Annotated in this window: 16 protein-coding genes; 10 read left to right on the top strand and 6 right to left on the bottom strand. The window is 31.2% G+C overall.

Going from position 1 to position 18344, the window contains the following annotated elements; genetic code table 11:
- Positions 1-159: 159 nt before the first annotated feature.
- From H6622_13805 to H6622_13785, 5 genes are all read left to right on the top strand, one after another.
- Complete coding sequence (locus H6622_13805) at positions 160-2274, top strand: hypothetical protein (GenBank protein ID MCB9062593.1); 2115 nt, start codon at positions 160-162, stop codon at positions 2272-2274.
- A gap of 297 nt (positions 2275-2571) precedes the next feature.
- Complete coding sequence (locus H6622_13800) at positions 2572-3549, top strand: PAS domain S-box protein (protein MCB9062592.1); 978 nt, start codon at positions 2572-2574, stop codon at positions 3547-3549.
- Positions 3550-3630: 81 nt separating this feature from the next.
- On the top strand, positions 3631-4674 hold the full coding sequence (locus H6622_13795; protein ID MCB9062591.1) for a tyrosine-type recombinase/integrase: 1044 nt from the start codon (positions 3631-3633) through the stop codon (positions 4672-4674).
- 2 nt (positions 4675-4676) lie between these two features.
- The gene (locus H6622_13790) at positions 4677-5387 is read left to right on the top strand and encodes a 1-acylglycerol-3-phosphate O-acyltransferase (protein ID MCB9062590.1); all 711 of its coding nucleotides are present in this window, start codon (positions 4677-4679) and stop codon (positions 5385-5387) included.
- 106 nt (positions 5388-5493) lie between these two features.
- Entirely contained in the window at positions 5494-6660 is a 1167-nt protein-coding gene (locus H6622_13785; GenBank protein ID MCB9062589.1) for a response regulator, read from the top strand.
- Positions 6661-6664: 4 nt separating this feature from the next.
- On the opposite strand, the gene H6622_13780 is transcribed toward H6622_13785, so the two are convergent.
- Genes H6622_13780 through H6622_13770 form a run of 3 tightly spaced genes read right to left on the bottom strand, consistent with a single transcriptional unit; the run spans position 6665 to position 8429 of the window.
- A complete protein-coding gene (locus tag H6622_13780) occupies positions 6665-7450 on the bottom strand; it encodes a response regulator (protein MCB9062588.1) in 786 nt (261 codons plus the stop codon).
- Entirely contained in the window at positions 7447-8121 is a 675-nt protein-coding gene (locus H6622_13775; protein ID MCB9062587.1) for a hypothetical protein, read from the bottom strand. Before H6622_13775 ends, H6622_13780 begins: the two co-directional genes overlap by 4 nt.
- Entirely contained in the window at positions 8121-8429 is a 309-nt protein-coding gene (locus H6622_13770) for an Hpt domain-containing protein (protein ID MCB9062586.1), read from the bottom strand. The genes H6622_13775 and H6622_13770 overlap by 1 nt, the downstream gene beginning before the upstream one ends.
- An 83-nt stretch (positions 8430-8512) precedes the next feature.
- Here H6622_13770 and H6622_13765 point away from each other — a divergent pair, with 83 nt between their 5' ends.
- From H6622_13765 to H6622_13745, 5 genes are read left to right on the top strand one after another with little or no spacing between them, the layout of a single operon-like run.
- Positions 8513-8845, top strand: coding sequence for a hypothetical protein (locus tag H6622_13765; GenBank protein MCB9062585.1), 333 nt, complete (start codon positions 8513-8515; stop codon positions 8843-8845).
- Positions 8846-8876: 31 nt separating this feature from the next.
- Positions 8877-11540: a PAS domain-containing protein gene (locus H6622_13760; protein ID MCB9062584.1), complete on the top strand. Its 2664-nt coding sequence runs from the start codon at positions 8877-8879 to the stop codon at positions 11538-11540.
- Positions 11541-11577: 37 nt separating this feature from the next.
- Positions 11578-12312, top strand: coding sequence for an ABC transporter permease (locus H6622_13755; protein ID MCB9062583.1), 735 nt, complete (start codon positions 11578-11580; stop codon positions 12310-12312).
- A complete protein-coding gene (locus tag H6622_13750; GenBank protein ID MCB9062582.1) occupies positions 12309-13076 on the top strand; it encodes an ATP-binding cassette domain-containing protein in 768 nt (255 codons plus the stop codon). The genes H6622_13755 and H6622_13750 overlap by 4 nt, the downstream gene beginning before the upstream one ends.
- Positions 13073-13972: an MCE family protein gene (locus H6622_13745; GenBank protein MCB9062581.1), complete on the top strand. Its 900-nt coding sequence runs from the start codon at positions 13073-13075 to the stop codon at positions 13970-13972. Before H6622_13750 ends, H6622_13745 begins: the two co-directional genes overlap by 4 nt.
- On the opposite strand, the gene cheB is transcribed toward H6622_13745, so the two are convergent.
- From cheB to H6622_13730, 3 genes are read right to left on the bottom strand one after another with little or no spacing between them, the layout of a single operon-like run.
- Positions 13969-15867 carry a chemotaxis-specific protein-glutamate methyltransferase CheB gene (gene cheB / locus H6622_13740; GenBank protein MCB9062580.1) on the bottom strand — a complete coding sequence of 633 codons (1899 nt, stop codon included), beginning with the start codon at positions 15865-15867 and terminating at the stop codon, positions 13969-13971. The two genes, H6622_13745 and cheB, sit on opposite strands and share 4 nt — an antisense overlap.
- The gene (locus tag H6622_13735; protein MCB9062579.1) at positions 15867-16403 is read right to left on the bottom strand and encodes a purine-binding chemotaxis protein CheW; all 537 of its coding nucleotides are present in this window, start codon (positions 16401-16403) and stop codon (positions 15867-15869) included. The genes cheB and H6622_13735 overlap by 1 nt, the downstream gene beginning before the upstream one ends.
- Positions 16400-18289 (bottom strand): chemotaxis protein CheA, encoded by a 1890-nt coding sequence (locus tag H6622_13730; GenBank protein ID MCB9062578.1) that lies wholly within the window; start codon positions 18287-18289, stop codon positions 16400-16402. Before H6622_13730 ends, H6622_13735 begins: the two co-directional genes overlap by 4 nt.
- Positions 18290-18344: the final 55 nt, after the last annotated feature.

Genomic DNA, 18344 nt, shown 5'->3' with positions numbered 1-18344 from the left:
CTTTTGTCTGTACTAATCATCCAAAGTACTCAAAAGGAGCACTATTTCAGTACAATATAATTTGATATCTATTAATATACTATGATTTTTTTAGAAATTTCTCTTTATAAAGTTTATATAGAGAAAGTCGATAAGTTACTATAATTTATAGGATGTAGAATGACCCTCAAAATAATCTTTTTATTCATTCAGTTGATTCTTGCTATAACAGATGGCCTTGCACAGGTTGAATATACAAATTTAAATAATCTATCAAATGGAGAATATTTGGGGAGTAAACTCAAAATATATATGTTTGAAAAAAATGTAACAATAGATGAAATTTTCAATAAAAGTGAATATATTTTCCAATCTAAAAACAGAATTCCACGTTTTGGATACACTCACAAAAATTATTGGGCCAGAATCGATATCCAAAATGACGAATCATCAAAGGATATTTTCTTTGAATTCTATGCTCCAATTGAAAAGATTTATGGATATCAAGCTATTTCCAATAAAATAAATGATACTCAAATTGCCGGGATGTTTATAAATTCTAAAAAAGAGAGTTTTGTTTCGGGACACAATTACCCTACTTTAAAATTTACAATTCCCAATGGTAAATCTAGTATATTTTTCACAATGGATGCAGTCGCTCCACACTTTCCTATTCGTGTTTTTGATCAAATAGAATTTTATAAAGAAAAAGATAAAATGATTATGAAATCTTCAATCTTTATAGGTGTATGTATTTCTTTGTTGGCACTCTTAATGGTTGTATTTGTTATGGCAAAAAAAGCAGTAGTTCTTCTTTTAATCAGTGCACTTGTTAACTTTTTCCTACTTGCAAGTTTTCTCCTTGGAATTTTTCGATCTATATTCTATGCTTCCTCCACCATTGGTTTAAACTTTAATTTTAACTATATTACAATATACAAATATTGGTTTTTTTTTTCGTGTTTATATTTTTTATCTTTAACTTTTTTTTCAATAAACGTTATCGGTAAAAAACATTACTTTGGGTCAATATTTTCGAAGTCTCTCTCAACTTTATCAATTATTGGTCAAGTTCTTTTTGGTATTGTTTCTCTCTATGATCAAGTGATTGCAATAAACATATTTTCCTTTTCTTTAAATTTGTCTATATACCAAGCCGCCTATTGGTCGTTAAAAAAATATAGAGAAGGGCAAAAGGAACAAATCTATTCAACTATAGCTTGGGCTTCATTTTCTTTTTTAACTACTATACAAATTGCTTATTTTTTTGACTTTATTGACATTGAAATATTCAGGTTATGGGGAACAATGATTGGTTTTCTATCTATGATTTTTTTATTAGCAACATCGATTGTTGAAAAACTGAGGTTAGATTTAGCTAGTTCATATAATACACTTAATAAAACTTATGACAGATTAAAAAATAATTTTAAAGAATTAAAAATGAGAGAGGAAACAATTCGAACATTTTCAAACCCAATAATCAATACAGAGTTAAGCTTAGGTTTGAATCCGATGAAATATGAACCTCGAAGAGAGGATTTATGCGTAATGTTTTATGATATGAGAAATTTCACTCATCTTTCTCAAATACTCGATAAAGAAGAATTGCACTATATAATAAATCTATATATAGAAAAAATTATTGATAGTGTTCAAAACGCTGGTGGTCATGTAGAGAAGATTATAGGAGATGCAGTTATGTGCTCGTTCAAAGACAAATTCAAATGTTTTACTGCACTCTGTGAATCTCGTGATAAAATGGTTGAATTAAATAGACAACGATATCAAAATGGCAAAAAAACCATCCATTTTGGAACTGGCGTGGCATATGGAGATATACTTTCTGCAAATTTTGGAACTCTCTCAAAAATGGATAGAACAATAATTGGAGATATAGTCAATATAGCAGCTAGATTAGAAGGGATTACAAAACAGTATTTTGTCGATGTAATACTTGATGAATCAGTTCTTATAAATGGTTTTGATTATAGATTTCTAAGGCCTCTTGGTATTGAAACTCCTAGGGGGTCTTCGCAAGCCCGTGTACTCTATGAATATTATGGCCACAACAATAAAGAAATTCGTGAAATTAAATCAAAACATGCACCTACATTCAGAAAACTTATTGATGACGAGTTAAATCATAATTTAGATCTTAACTCATTGAATTCTATTGAAAAACTAATTAATCAATGTCCGAAACATCAATATAAAGAAACCATAGCTGACTCTACACTTCTATATCTAAAAGATAAAATTGAAAGTCTAGTTACTTTAAAAAAAAGTGCTTAAAATGAAATCTTATTATAAAAAAATTTGGTAAATGTTCTATAGTTTAATGAATTACTGAGAAATTACTAGCATTACACTATGCTAACTTTCCTTAACACTTGAGAAGTTAAGAAAGATAGCTAGTAATTCCTATATATTTAAAAACGTTTGTTTTCTTTTTCAGTAAGGTGTATTTTCAAACTTACTCAAAATAAGTTTGTTATAGTTTACTTTGAGTATATCTAAGATAGATGGATTGACAGATTCTGTAATGTAGCAATAAACTTAGACATACTAACATATCTTTTAGGATGAATTATGGGAATAACAAAGGTTGAAGATTTTTTCAAGAATGTGCGACAGCCTATTCTCATCACTGATAATGATGCCACGATAACTTTCGCAAACCCTGAACTTTCAAGGCTTTTTGGTTACGAGAATAATGAATTAATTGGCCAGAATGTTGAGACTTTAATTGAATATGAAAAACGTCAATATCATAAACAGTTAGTCCAAAATTTTATGGAAAACAAGCAATACCTCAGCATGGGCACAAGAACTGTCTCTGGCCTCAAAAAAGATGGTGAAATAATAAAAATTAGAATCAATTTAAACCCTTGGGAATTTAGAGGAGAAGAATCAGTTGTCGTTTTCATATCTGATTACTCGGAGGCTATTTCTAAAAAAAATGGACTATTGGAACTGATACATGAAGTTGAAGTCGATAGTCGTCTTGATTACTTTTTAGAGCATGAATTAAAAGGGCCTTTAACAAGTTTAATTGCTCTCGCAAAAACTTCAAAAAATTTAAAAAGTCATAGTGAATTTAGAGAATTTAAACACCTTCTTGATGATATAGAGCAATTACTTATTGAAAAAAATAAGATAGTTTGTAGTAGAAAGGATAAAATTAGGAAAAAGTTTTATGACAACCTACTTGTTATAGACGATTCAGAATCTATTCATAAACTTTTTCAATCTCTGGCCGTAAAACTGGGGCTTGAAAGCAAAATTCATTTCGCTGATGATGGTGATACTGGAATCGAATTGCTAAAGAAGTATTCAGGTTCAAAGAATCTGATAATGTTAGATTTGAATATGCCAAGAGTTAATGGATTTGAATTTTTGCAACATGCACCACTTCAAGAAAATGATAATGTTACAATTTATTCATCAAGTGTTCATGCAAAAGATATTTCAAGAGCATTTGAGTTTCCCAACGTTAATAACTACATTGTAAAACCTTTAAAAACAATTGAGATTAAAAATAATATTTTCTCACAAATAAAAATTTAAGATTCTACGATTAGCTAAAAATTAACAATTTTTTTTATCAACGGCCTTTATTAAAAAAGTAAATTGATATATTATGTATATATGTCTTTAAACCAAATACAACTCGAAATCAAAGAAAATTCAAAGTGGTTAAACGAATTTGTTTACCACTGCGTATCTACAAATAAGTCAATTCACACGAAAATCAACTATCACTCAGATTGTATTAGATTTTTGCATTGGTATGAATCGAAATTTCATGGGCCGATAAGCAAAGCTAACGGGCAGGTTATTATTGATTACATGGATTTTCTTGCAAAAGGTGGATCAATTACCAAAACACAACGATTGGCCCGCAAGATTGTCTATTTTGTTGCAAAATTATTTAATGTAAATAGAGCAAAGCAAATTCAGCAACTATTATTCATCCAGGTACCTTTATCAATTTCGTCTCGAAAAAGACACTTATCAACAATTAAAAATTTCTATGAATATCTGAAACAAAAATATGAAGAAGAAAATAAAGACTTTCATATTAATCCTGTAAGACCAAAACTTCATAATATTAAATTGAAAGATATTGATATTAAACACACAAAACTATTAACTGAAGAAGATTGGCAAATCCTTGATGATAAAGTTTATCGAGGTCATGATCGTCTAATGATTTATCTACTTTATTATGCAGGTCTTAGACTTGAAGAGTTGGCCAATTTGAATATTGATGATTTTGATACTGAAAAGAAGGTCATCTCAGTTAAAAGAAAAGGTGGCTCTTTGCATATTTTTAGGCCACAAATGGCCAATATCATTTTCACCATGTTAGAGAGATATTCACTTCATACTGAAATAGATGAAGGGCCTTTATTTTTGAACTCAAAGGGCAAGAAACTTACTAAAAGATCTCTGCACAATCGAGTTATGGCACTTTTTAAAAAATATGGACTTTCTGCAGACCTTACTCCCCACAGCTTTCGTAAAGCATGTGCAACTAGATTATATGAGAAATCAAAGGATTTATTAGAAGTAAGAGATTATTTGAATCATAAAGACGCAAAAGTAACACAAACTTATATTGACAATCATTATTTGCGTGCCAAGAAAGAAAAAGACTTTGCGAAATACACAGCTGAAGTTAATGTATAACAATGTTACACTTGATAAGAAGACTTCTCATCATGATTCATATAGGACTATCAAGTATAGTCGGAGTATTTTTTTGTTTATTCAGGCCATTTAATCCAAATAATACTTACTATATTGCAAAAATAATGGGCAAAATAGGATTATTTTTAACAAATGTAAAAGTAGAAATTATTAATAAAGAAAGGCTACTCGTTGATAGTCCAACAATCTTTTACTCCAATCATCAGGAAAACTTTGATATTTTTTCTATAGGTTCAATCGTAGGCCCCAAAATTGTCGCCATTGGTAAAAAATCATTAGCAATGATACCCATATTTGGTCAGTTATTTGTATTGGCCGGAAATTTCATAATAGATCGTAAAAACAAAAAAAAGGCATATGAACAATTAGCAGTAATTCGTAGTAAAATGCTCAAAGAAAAAATTTCAATTTGGATTATGCCAGAAGGAACGAGAAATCATTCAGAAACGTTGCTACCTTTCAAAAAAGGAGCTTTCAAGTTGGCCAAAGAATTGGAAGCCACTCTTGTTCCAATTTATGTTTCCAATTATAAAAATATCAATTTAAATAAATGTTCTCCTGGTAAGGTGACTATAACTGTACTAGATGCAATTTCGCCTGAGGACTATAAAAATATGGATATTGAAGAACTGGCCATTTTTGCAAGAGAAAAATTAAATCATTATTACGAAAGAGATCTTTTACAATACTAGACATAAGTATTTCTGTAGAAAAATACTACATTTCTGAATTCTATTAACAAATTTAATAATATTAAAAAAATTCCGATAATTTTGTATTGAAAAATTAGGAAATACTATGAATCAGAGAAATTTCGATCAAGATTTTGAAGAATTTAGATTAGATTATATTCAAGAGCTTAGGGACACTTTGGATGATATTGAGGGTATGATTGGAGAATACGAGGGTGATAGAGATCCTGAAAAGCTTAAAGAAATAAATCGTGTTCTTCATAGTGCTAAAGGTAGTTCAGGTTCTTTTGAGTTTCGATTACTTTCTAATATGTTTCATATGATGGAAGATTATATTGAACATAATTTTCAAAAACATATAGAAATTGGCGAGAAAAATTATCTGTGGTCCTATATTGATCTAGTAAGAGAATATATCAATGGCTTTTTGCATGGAACTTTAGTGGAAGAAAGTTTAAATGAAGAACTTAAAAAGATTAATTATCTCGCCTCTCCGATGGGATATAAGGCACTTGTTATTGAATCTTCAAAAAGCATCAATACTGTTTTGAAAGAAGTTTTAAAAAATCTAGGTTTTAAAGGAACATTTTACACTGATGGATACAAAGCTTTAGGTCGAATTATGGAAGAAGATTTTGATATTATAGTAACATCAAAAACTTTAGTTGGTTTGAATGGAGATGTTGTTGCAAGAATTGCAAATGAAGATTTGCATAAAAAAATTCCTACCATCCTCTTATCTTCTAATGTAGGACATAAAACGCCACCATATCAATATCATTTAGTTAAGGACATTAATATTAGAAAAAATCTCGAAGATTTACTGAGAAGAGTCACACAGGAGCAAGAAACTCAATCTAATGAAAGCGAAGTAATTAGTCCTTCAATTAATAAAATTAAATTAACTAAACTAGAAAAAATCTGTTATATAGACGATGATTTGGATTTTCATAAGTTGGCGAACATGGGTCTTAAAGGTAGTGGAATAGAACTTTCGACACATTCAGACAGTTTAAGTTCACTTGATTTTATTAAAAAAAATAAGCCAGATCTTATTTTACTTGATTCAGTCATGCCTCATAAAAGTGGAGAAGAAGTTATTATAGAATTGAAAAATAATCCTTCAACCAAAAACATACCTGTAATATTCATGACTGCAAAAAGTAGAGGTAATGAAATTGAGGCTCTTTTATCACTTGGAGCTGTTGGGATTATAAACAAACCATTTCGTCCGAAAAAATTAGTTGAAGAGATTAAAAAAATCGTAATGTGAAATTTTAGACCAGCTCATCTTCAATATTTTCATCACCTTTTGGTAACTTATTTTCTTCTGCTGAAACAGTTTGTGCATATTCAACAATCCACGCTTTAGCAGCATCTCTTAATTCAAAATCTTCTTGTCCAAATTCTAAAAAAGCATAATAAAGATCATTCATTCCATCTTCAGAGCGAACAATCCATGATTTCTGTACAGTCACAAGTGATTCCTCACTTGCAGTTAATTTCGCAAGTAAAGAGTTTTTTATCATTATGTGAGTACCTTGTGAAATATAAACAGTACCACATATTGTTAGACCGTTTTCGGTCATATTTACAATTTCTAAATCAAAGCTAAATTCAGCTCTTTTTTTATCTTTTGCAACAGTATAAAAAGGCAGACTATCTACAACTTCCCCATATAAACGAATATATTCATTTATTTTATTAAAAAGCAAAATGCGATCAATTGGTTTTGTAAGATAATCATTTGCCCCTGCATCTAGAGCAGCTACGATATCTTCTTTAGATGCTCTTTTAGACATCACAAGCAGAGGAATCTCAGGACCTTTGACTTTTCTCAGTGCCTTGATAAGCTGAAATCCAGCTCCAAAAGAAGATCCTAGATTAAGATCAATGAGACAAATATCAGGTTCTTCAGTTTTTAATTTTTCAATGAAATCCTTTGGGTCAGTAGTGGAAACTACTTTTAAATTTAAATTTTTGAGAATTCTTTTTAGAAGTACATTGAATTCATCATCATCATCAATATTTAACAATGTATAGTTTCTTCGTCCTTTAATCATCTCATTTTATCTCTTGATACTTTTCGTATATTTGTTGTTACATTATTATCTGCACCTACTATTATAAATTCTACGTTATAAACACCCTTGTCGACAAATGAACTTTTGCCATACGTTTTATATTGACAATGTTCTGCTCCAATTGATCTGAGAAAATTCGAGAATATTTCGACTTGTTTTTTACCATCAAATTTTGCCTGACATTGTAAAATCAATGATACCTCACTTATTTTTTCAATATCTCCTTTCATACGCAATTCGATTTTTTTTTCATCTTGAGATGGAATATATGCTGGAAACTCAAAATTATCGAGGTAACGTTTTACTTTCACAACTAAATTTTGTGCTTTAATTGGATATTCAAGATAATCAACAGCTCCTAATCCAAGAGCAATCTTCTTTTCTTTCTCATTTTTTTGTCCGCAAAAAACGAGAAACTGCAATTTTTCAAGAACTTTACTTTCTGTACGCATTTTTAAAATATCTATAGCAAACTGTGGATTATTGGCCAAACCGAGAATAACAAGATGTGGTAATATTCGTTCCATTCCTGCTACAGCATTGTTTAATTCATCAATTGTATATAAATCATGTCCAGAATTTTCTAGGATTCTTCTTGCTACTGATAGCGAACTCTGGTCTGTATCTATAATTAATACTTTTTTAGGCATCAGTCTATCTCTTCAAATTCAACTTCTACATTATCTAAATAATCTTGCATTTCCTCAATTATTGAAGGTACGTTGGAAATATCTCCATTTTTTGCTAAATTTTCAATCTTAGCACCCATTTCTCCTAAACCGTCAAAGCCATACCCACCTGCATTTCCAGCAATTTTATGTGCAAGTGCTTTGATTCCATCAACGTCATTTTCAGATAATTGTTTTTGAAAAGTCTCGATATCTTTTCTACGATTTTCTAAAAAACCCGGAATCAAATCTTCGAGGTCAATGTCAACTCTTACAACAAATTTAGTCATAATGTTCCCCTATTTTTAAAACTAAATTCATTATAAAATAAAATGGCACTGAAGGGTAAAAAAAAAATAAGGAAACAATGACCTTGCATAAGTTTGATAAGGATCTTCTTTTAGAAGATTACGAGGAAGATAGAGATATACTAGATAAACTCATTAAGGATTTTAGTATTAAATCGCTTCAACTTCTAAATATGATTGATAAGTCATTTATTTCTGCTGAAATGGAACAAATGGCTAAAGAATTACATTCATTACGCGGAAGCACTTCAATCTTTTATCCAGATGAAGAGATAATCGGACTAATAGAGTCAGTGGAATATAGTTATAATGAACTCTCAGATGAAGAAATAAAATCGAGAATCTTGGAAATAAAAAAGATTATATCCGACCTGGTTGCTCAGTTACAAGTTATTTAACTTTTCATTAAATTTTACCGATCCATGAACAATGGATACTTTTGAAAACATTACTAAAAATTTGATGGAGAAAATGAGTCTGGCCTGTATAACTGATCAAACAGGAATCATCATTTATTGTAATGAAAGATATCGCAGTATCTCTGGTTATAGCGCAGATGAACTTCTTGGACTTGATATAAAAACTTTGACCTCTCCAATTCATGACAGAAATTATAAAAAGCAAATTTGGGATACCGTAGAAAACAACGATATTTGGAAGGGGGAACTACAGCAAATCTCTAAACAAGGCACACCATTTTGGATAGATTTAAAAATTTCATTATTAAATTATGAGGGTAAAAAAATTCTGGTCTTTATTGGTAGCGACATTACCTTAAAAAAAATATTTGAAGATCAAATCCGTTTTCAAGGCCAAAAATTCAAAATGGCCCTTATCGGCACAAATGTTGGAACATGGGAGTGGAATGTTGAATCAGGAGAAGTCATTCTCAACAAGGAATGGCTTAAACTTGTTGGAGAAAACAGTCAATCACAACTAGGAACACTTGAAGATATTATTTCTAGAGTTCATCCTCAAGATATCGAAAAATTTAAAAAAGATATAAACAAACATATAAATGGACATGATAAATATTTTGAAAGTAGTCACAGATTGAAACACTTCTCTGGCCGATGGATTTATGCTCTAACGAGAGGAACAATTATCGAAAACAATCCACAAACCGGGCGAAAAGTTTTTGCAACAACGACAGATATTACAAAAAATTTAAAAAATGAGCTCTTTTTACAAAGAACACAAAAGGCCGCCAAAATTGGATCATGGGAATATCTGATTTCTGAAAAAGAATTTAAATGGACGGAATTTAATAATGAAATTTTTCAGATGAATAGAAATCAGCAAATTAATTTGAATAAAATTATAAGTTTTTTTATAAAGATTGAATCAAATGATATTTCTGAATTATTCGATGAGGCCATTCAACATGGGAAAAATTTCGAAGGTGAATTTCAAATAATTACTAATGAAATGACAGTTAAGTGGATAAAAGTCATTTGTGAAGTTGATAGAGATGATGAAGAAATTCAAAAACTTTATGGAACATTTCAAGACATTGATGGACGTAAACGAGCTGAAATAGAACTCGCTCACAGTGAAGAAAGATTAAACTTAGCGGCACAATCGGCAAATATTGGAATTTGGGATCTTGATATCTTATCAAACACACTTATTTGGGATGAAAACATGTTATCAATGTACAATATTGATAATTTGAATATGGAAGAAGGTATAGGTGCTTGGTATAGACTTATATGTGATGAAGATAGAGAAAAATTTGAAGATGAACTTCATGAGGCCATTATAAGAGGTGACCGAATAGAGAGTGAACTAAGAATTAAGAATAATGACGGAAATTTTAAATATATCAAAAATATTGCAAAAGTTTTTAGAGATGACAATGACAAGGCCTATCGTGTATTGGGTGTCAATCTAGACATCACAAAAGAAAAAAGACAAGAAAAAGTAATTATTAAATCTCGAGAAGATGCAATAAAAGCAACTGAGCTCAAGTCAAAATTTCTGGCCAATATGTCACACGAGATCAGAACGCCCCTTAATGGAATAATTGGTATGGTTGATCTTTTATTTGATACAAAACTAACAGAGGAACAAAATAAGATAGTAAATACAATGATTGATTGCAGTGAAGGCCTGCTCGCAATTGTAAATGATATTCTTGATTTTTCAAAATTAGAAGCAAAGAAATTAGAACTTTTTGAAGAAGACCTAAAGCTAAGGCCATATTTGGAAAATATAATGTATATGTTTCAAAGTATGGCCCAACAAAAAAATATTGGACTTGATCTTGAATGTCATTTTGATAGAGATCTCGAAATACATATTGATAAAGGAAGACTAAGACAAATTGTTATAAATATTCTTGGAAATGCGATCAAGTTTACTGAACAAGGTGAGGTAAGATTAAAAGTCAGTCTTGATACTGATATAAATACACTCTATTTTGAAATAAAAGATACTGGAATAGGAATGACCGACATTGAAATTTCTAGAATATTTGACGAATTCGGTCAGGCCAATTCAAAAGTTCAAAAACAATTTGGAGGAACAGGGTTAGGTCTTTCAATTAGTGTAAAGCTAATTAATATTATGGGAGGATCACTTCAAGTAACATCTGAGAAAAATATCGGGTCAGTATTTAGCTTTACTACAAAATTTAAACCAGCTATTGGAACGCCCTTAAGCTCACCTAAAATTAAAACAAAAGATAAAAAACTAGATCTTTCAAAGTATAATATTCTTGTATGCGAGGATAATTCCACAAATCAAATATTAATTCATTCGTTATTTCAAAAAATGAATAATGAAATAGATATTGCTCATGATGGGAACGAAGGTCTTCAAATGGCCCTTAATAAAGATTACGACTTGATTCTTATGGATGTTCATATGCCAGAGATGGACGGTATAACCGCAACTAAAAAGTTACTCTCGGCCAGACAAAATTACAAAGACAAAATAATTGCCTTAACTGCAAATGTCCTTGATATTGAGATAAAAGAATGTTTGAACGCAGGAATGACTGATTATATTCAAAAACCAATTCGGATGAACAAACTAAGACCCTTATTATCTGACTATTTCGATAGATTTCAACGGAAAAAAGTATCGTAATGGTTTACTCGGTCAGTTTTTGAGATAATCATATTTAATGATTAGAAAAATCAAAGAAAGTATTCTAGGAACTATATTAGAAGAAGGTGAAATTGAACAATTTTTTCACCTACTACTCATGCAAATATATTTTACATTTGTACAAAGTATTCCCCTACTTCTTATTCTCGGGAGTGTTGTTGGTCTGGCATCATCTTTTCAAGAAAACCTATCACCACTTGGGAAAAATGATGAACTTGGAAGTTTTTTAGTTTCAATTCTTTTTCGTGAAATTACTCCTCTTGGAACGTCACTTATTTTAATAGCAAGAAGTGTAACTGCAGTAGCATCGGAAATGGCCACGATGAAAGTTCAACAAGAAATCCAGGCATTAGAAATAATGGGAATAGATACTAAAAAATTTCTCATTCCACCTAGAGTATTTTCAGGTATCATTTCTCTTTCATGTATGTCGATTGTATTTTGGGGTTTTTGTTTAATCGGTGGTTGGTATGGAGCAAACTGGTCATCTTACGTTCCAATTTCTCATTTCATTGGAAATGTGACAGATTCTCTGCGTCCAGGTGATCTTTTGTTTTTCTTTTTTAAATCTTCAATCACTGGTGGCATTGTGATTCACATTGCCTACACAAGAGGAATGTCACTCAATAAGGCCCCATTTGAGGTTCCAATTGTAACGAATAAGGCCGTTGTAGACTCACTTTTTTTTACAGTAAGTTTTCAAATTACTTTAAGTGCATGTTTTTATTTCATTAATGGAGTAGGACTTTGATAGACAGTAATATTGTTTTAGAAATTATAAATCTCAAAGGCAGTACCGAGCTCATCGATAATGTTGTTCACAGAGAAGAATCTTTAAGTTTTGAACTTAACAGAAATGAAATAGGTCTTATTTTAGGTGGGAAACGTCCAAGCCAGCTTTTAAGATTAATACTTGGAAATGGAGAAATTCAAGGTGGATCGATTAAAATTTTAGGCAAGGAGCTATTTGTTGATCCTTCTCTTTTAAAGGGACAAATTAGATGGAGAAAGCATATAGGCTTTGCTTTTCGAGATAAAGGTCTGTTATCAAATCTTACAATATTAGAAAATGTTGATTTGCCTGCAAAATTTCATGGTTACTATAACGGAAGAGCGAAGGATTTTTATTTTGCACAGAAGGCGCTAAAAGAAATCAATGTTCCAGAAGAATTGTGGAATAGAAGACCACATCTTGTGAGTTGGACAATTGTGAAAAGAACGCTTCTGGCCAGATCAGTTGTTCTCTCCCCAGATATTTTATTATTAGATGATCCATCTTCTTTGTTTTCCACAATTGAACTTCCAGAGATATTGAACTGGATAAAAATACAGAAAATAAAAGGTTCTGGAATACTAATTGGTACAAATGATTATCCGTTTGGTCTATCAATCTGTGATTGGTTTATTGATCCAAAATCAAACATGAAGCTAGAAAATAACGAGGAAAATTTAAAAGATAACCCCTGGTATAGCACATCACTACAGTTCAAATCGTTAATGGAAGGTCAAATATGAAATTAAATCCATTTGAGAAGAAGTCACTCCTAGCACTTATGGGGGTAAGTATTTTTTTAGGCGCTAGTATTTATCAAATTGGAAAACGAAATCTTTGGTTTTACAAAAAAAATACTTATTTTACAAAATTAAACGATGCAGACGGGCTACGGATTGGTTCCATGGTTTCAATCTCAGGTTTAAGAGTCGGTACAGTTAAAGATATTTATGTAGATCGGGACAATTCAATAAAAGTAAAATTTTCTGTTCTTAGTAGCATGCAAGATAAACTTACTAAAGATTCAATTGCAAGGGCATATAGATCATTTGTCGTAGGTGAAAAAAGAATAGATATAGTACCTGGTTCAATTGAAAGTGAAAAAATTCCAAATATGGGAATGATATTAGGAGAAGATGGACTGAGCATAACTGACCTTCTAACAGGTAAGAATATGTCTAATATATTTGGGAAACTGGCAAATTTAGGAGATGGAATTGGTAAACTTTCTGAAGCGATGAGGCTATTGCTAACAGAAATGAATGAAAAAGATTTAAAAGACCTATACTCAAATGTACTTCCATTATTTAAAAATTTAAATGGTATGATTAGTGATTTAAAAAAAATTACAGTATCCTTATCTAAAAAAAGTTCATATATTCCTGATTTTTTTGAATCTGGAAACAAAGTTTTTACTAGTGTAGATGGCGTATTTAATCCAATATCTAAACGAGGTGAGTTGGTAAATCAATTATTAGATAATCTTCAGTTATTTTCTAAAGAATTAGCAGATAACCCAGGGTTTAGTAAACAACTCATGAAAGCAATTCAGGAGCTCACAATAACGTTAAGAGCATTGCAGAAAACTTGGATTCTGGAAGATCACGTTAAAGATATAAAAGGAAAGAAAAATAATTAAGCTGACTTTTGAATTTTTTTATTGAGATGATTTACAATTTCTTGAGGAATATCATCTATATCTAAAACGACATCAGCAGCACCATAACTGACTGCTGTTCCGGCCATTCCCCACACTACACTACTTTTTTCATCTTGAGCTATTGTATAAACACCTTGATCATGGAGTTTTTTCATTCCTTCCGCACCGTCTTTTCCCATTCCTGTTAAGATAATACTAATGAAATCATACTCATTTGCATATTTTGCTGCAGAATGAAAAAGGCAATCAACTGAAGTTGGTCCCTTGTAAGTGCCAGAGTTATCATAATCAATTCCTAACATATTTCCCTTATTAACTAGTTTCATATGCTTATCGCCTTCCGAAAAGTAAATATGTCCTGGCAATAGCTTATCATTACGAGATCCAAGGCTTACTTGAAATTCAGTTTGCTCAGTTAACCTTTTACAAAAATGAGCAACAAACTCTTTAGGCATATGTTGGGATACAAGAATGGGAGGTAAATTATTTGGTAGAGCCTTGAAAAGTCCAAGTAACGCTTGTGGCCCTCCGGTTGAAGAGCCAATGAGAATAATTGTTTTATCCTGACTACCAATATTTTGAAAATTAACAACTTTACCTTTGTTTTTTACTGTATTTTTCTTATTCTTTGAGTCTTTTGCAATTTTAATTTTTTCAAGAAGATTATTTGAAATTGCACTCAAATCACTCGTACTTGGTTTTTCTAGGTAATCAATTGCTCCAGCATCTAAAGCATCAAATAGATAGCTTCCTTCATCTTTTGATATAGCACTTAACATGAGAGTAGGTATTTTATATTTTGCCATTTGTTTTTTTAGAAGGGTAAGTCCATCCATCTTTGGCATATTAATGTCGGACAAAATAACATCTACACTCGAGTTTTTTGAAAGAAAATTGAGTGCTTCTTCTCCATCGTAACAACTTCCAATTATGTCGAATCCCTTTATATCCTCAAAAACTTTGTTAAGTAATGTATGAATTGTTTTAGAGTCATCTACAATAAGTAATCTAATTTTATTATAGGAAAAAGTAGCAACATTTTCTGCTTCTGTTTTTGTTCTTACAAAACATCCTGGACTATTTTTATTAAAGGAGCTTCCAAATGGATTGATATTAAAATCTGGATCTATAAAGACTTTAGATTCAGGAGTCGTCACAATTTCTAATTTTTTTAAAATACTTTGAGAATCAACTCCTGGAAGTTCCAAACTATTTAAATCGACTAAAACATAATCAAACTTTTCAGAATAATAAGGTAAAACTTTATCTTTGAAACTTGCACATTTAGAACTAACAATTTTTTTTATTTCATCTTGAATTTTTATATATTTGGACAATTCACCTTTACCTTTTTTAAAATATTTATGGTATTCCGAAGGAATTTGTTTTATAAGGCAATCGGTTAAGTAAACCCCGTTTTGACTATGATTAAGTCCTTTAACATCCGCGAACATTGAATAAAAATTTAATTTGCAATTTGAATATAATTTTTCAAAAAGATTCTTAAAAAACAAGACATTTGAATAACTAAATTCGCCTTTACCTGATTCAATAGATAAAATATTAAGTTCTTTAGGCAATTTATTTGAAACGTTATTTCCTGAAATTTCCTTAGAAATTTTATCATGATGGAACTTAAATTCGAAAAAAGCATATTTTTCAATATCAACATTTTCTTTAAGTTGTGAAATTTCTTTAAGTGAATTTTGATTTAAATATTTTAAGTAATTATTGAAGTCGTTAAACTTGAGTTCTTTCAATCTTTTTTCTAGTATGTTTAACATTTTCTTATTTGAAATATCTGAACAGTCCTGACCTGTTGCCAAGGTAAGAAGTTTTTTTATTTCAATAGCTTGTTTTTCTTGGATAAACATTACTTCAAAAACCTTTCTACTTCATCTTTTTCAATTAATTTCGATAATTGTACCAGAGTAATGAGACGATCATCAATTCTGGTTGCCCCAATAATGTATTCCGGACGAATGTTTGCTTCGACAGACGGAAGATGTGAAATTTCCTTAGGCGACAAATGTTGAACAGAAACTATTTTATCAATCATTACACCTATAGATGTGTTTTCTAAGTCCAAAATCATAATGTATTTAACTTTTTTTTCATTTTCAGTCTGTGGGATTCTAAACTTAGAACGCAAATCAAGTACTGATATAATTTTTCCTCTTAGATTCATTATTCCTAAAAAGTAACTTGGTGCATATGGAACTGGCTTAATTGTTTGTTCTTCCATTACTTCTTGAACTGAAAGCAGAGGTGCCCCATAATAATTTACGCCAACTTTAAAAATTAAAAATCTTTGTGCTTCATCCAGATATTCAATTTCTTGATGATGAGCTATTTCATTTTTACTTTCTTCTTGTTGATTTAACTCTTCGATATTAATTGCTTCACTCATGCTGCATCCCTCTGTGTTCTATGATTAATGAGAGCAGGTAAATCGATAATAACTCCAGGTTGCCCATCTCCAAGAATTGCAGACCCTGATAGTCCTTTAAGCTCAGAAAACTCAGGACCCATTTCTTTCACAACAACTGATTGTGTTCCAATAATTTTATCTACAGAAAAGGCATATTTCATACCATCAACAATTGTGACAATCCCAATTTTTTTAGCATCTGAATCATCACCATCAACTACCTTACACTTCATAACCTCAGACAATGGAAAAAGCGGAATTTCATCATCTCTAATTTTAAGGACCATTGCTTTAGAATTAATAAATGCAACATGATCAGGTTCTATTTCAATAGTCTCAGTAAGTTGTGAAATAGGAATAATATATCTTTCCCCATGGGACATAATTAGCATGGCCTCGATAATTGAAAGTGATAGTGGTAACGTGATTACAAAACGAGTGCCTTCACCTTGTCTAGAATGAATTTCAATAGAACCACTTAGGCCTTCAATGATTGTTCTAACAACATCCATTCCAACTCCACGACCAGAAACATCTGTAACTTGGTCACGTGTTGAAAAACCTGGTTCCATAATAAACCTGTAAATATCTTGTTCCTCTAGATTTTGGGCACTTTGTTCTGAAATCATTCTTTTTTCTATAGCTTTTTGAAGAATTTTCTCCTTATTCAGTCCCCTTCCATCATCTTCAATTATAATTCTGACAACTCCGGCCTCAATTTTTGCTTCAAGATTTAACGTCGCTGTCTCAGGTTTCCCTACTGCGGCCCTTTCTTTTGGAGTTTCTATTCCATGATCAATACCATTTCTAATCATATGTGTGAGTGGATTTCCCAGAGAATCAACTATAATTTTATCAAGCTCAACATGCTCACCAGTAGTAATAAAATTTATTCGTTTTTTCTGCTCATTAGAAAGCTCTCGAACTATACGATTCATTTTAGAAAAAACATTCTGCAAAGGAAGCATTCTGAGAGTGATTGTCACTCCTTGCATCTCTTTTGTTATTCCATTTAAGGCATCTACGATTTTATTTAATTTCATAAAGCGTGGGCCAGTAAACTCGCTACGCGCTTCATTTAACATACTTTGATAAATTAAAAGTTCTCCCAAAGAATCAATGATAGCATCTAATTTACTTAATCTTATTCTTAAAAAATCATCACTTGCTTTCTTTTGGGATTGTCCTTTTCCTCCCCCATTATCACCTGTTCCCCCTCCAGTATTTTGAGGTTGTTGAACTGTTTCCTTCTTTGGGACCGGTACAACCTTCTCACTTTCCGAAGCTTGGACAATCTTGAGTGGAGGTTCTTCTTTTTTTTCTTCAGTTTTTTTCTCTTCTTTGGGAGCTGGAACACCTTCTAGAGATGCATGAAACTCTGCAAGCAATGCTTTATCTTCTTCTGATAGTTCTTGAATTGCTGGAGTAACTTCTTCTTCACTTCCTGTGGCAGCATTTTGAGCAGGAACAGCAGCTTCTCCTCCATTTAATACCTGAGATAATTTTCCTTCAATTTCTTTTGTATCAAATCCCCCATCAGGATTCTCCATAAGATAATCTAGATACTGTATAATAACATCATTACTCTGAAGCATTAGATTTATGATATTTGGATTGAGTTCAATTTTCCCTTGTTGAACAGCACCAATAACATCTTCATAAAGGTGTACGAAATCTCCCAGTCTTGTGAAGCCAACTGCACGCCCTGAACCCTTTATATTGTGGGCCATTCTGAAAATAGCACTTAATTGAGTCTCTCTATCCTCAGAACTTTCTAAAGCAAGTATGCTTTCTTCTGCACCCTGAGCAAGTTCTTTTGCCTCGCAAATAAAATCAAGGGTGATACTCATATCTAAATCGTCCACGACTCCCACCTTTTATGATATTTCAATTTCATATCGGTTGGATTTTATTGAATAT

Source organism: Halobacteriovoraceae bacterium (assembly GCA_020635115.1).
In the GTDB taxonomy this organism is placed as follows: domain Bacteria; phylum Bdellovibrionota; class Bacteriovoracia; order Bacteriovoracales; family Bacteriovoracaceae; genus JACKAK01.
The sequence above is the reverse complement of the archived record's forward strand: the minus strand, read 5'-3'. Positions and strand labels throughout refer to the sequence as shown.

Coding starts and splice junctions, on each gene's coding strand:
- H6622_13805 (MCB9062593.1), top strand. CDS start 160: ATGACCCTCAAAATAATCTTTTTATTCATTCAGTTGATTCTTGCTATA.
- H6622_13800 (MCB9062592.1), top strand. CDS start 2,572: ATGGGAATAACAAAGGTTGAAGATTTTTTCAAGAATGTGCGACAGCCT.
- H6622_13795 (MCB9062591.1), top strand. CDS start 3,631: ATGTCTTTAAACCAAATACAACTCGAAATCAAAGAAAATTCAAAGTGG.
- H6622_13790 (MCB9062590.1), top strand. CDS start 4,677: ATGTTACACTTGATAAGAAGACTTCTCATCATGATTCATATAGGACTA.
- H6622_13785 (MCB9062589.1), top strand. CDS start 5,494: ATGAATCAGAGAAATTTCGATCAAGATTTTGAAGAATTTAGATTAGAT.
- H6622_13780 (MCB9062588.1), bottom strand. CDS start 7,450: ATGATTAAAGGACGAAGAAACTATACATTGTTAAATATTGATGATGAT.
- H6622_13775 (MCB9062587.1), bottom strand. CDS start 8,121: ATGCCTAAAAAAGTATTAATTATAGATACAGACCAGAGTTCGCTATCA.
- H6622_13770 (MCB9062586.1), bottom strand. CDS start 8,429: ATGACTAAATTTGTTGTAAGAGTTGACATTGACCTCGAAGATTTGATT.
- H6622_13760 (MCB9062584.1), top strand. CDS start 8,877: ATGGATACTTTTGAAAACATTACTAAAAATTTGATGGAGAAAATGAGT.
- H6622_13755 (MCB9062583.1), top strand. CDS start 11,578: ATGATTAGAAAAATCAAAGAAAGTATTCTAGGAACTATATTAGAAGAA.
- H6622_13745 (MCB9062581.1), top strand. CDS start 13,073: ATGAAATTAAATCCATTTGAGAAGAAGTCACTCCTAGCACTTATGGGG.
- cheB (MCB9062580.1), bottom strand. CDS start 15,867: ATGTTTATCCAAGAAAAACAAGCTATTGAAATAAAAAAACTTCTTACC.
- H6622_13735 (MCB9062579.1), bottom strand. CDS start 16,403: ATGAGTGAAGCAATTAATATCGAAGAGTTAAATCAACAAGAAGAAAGT.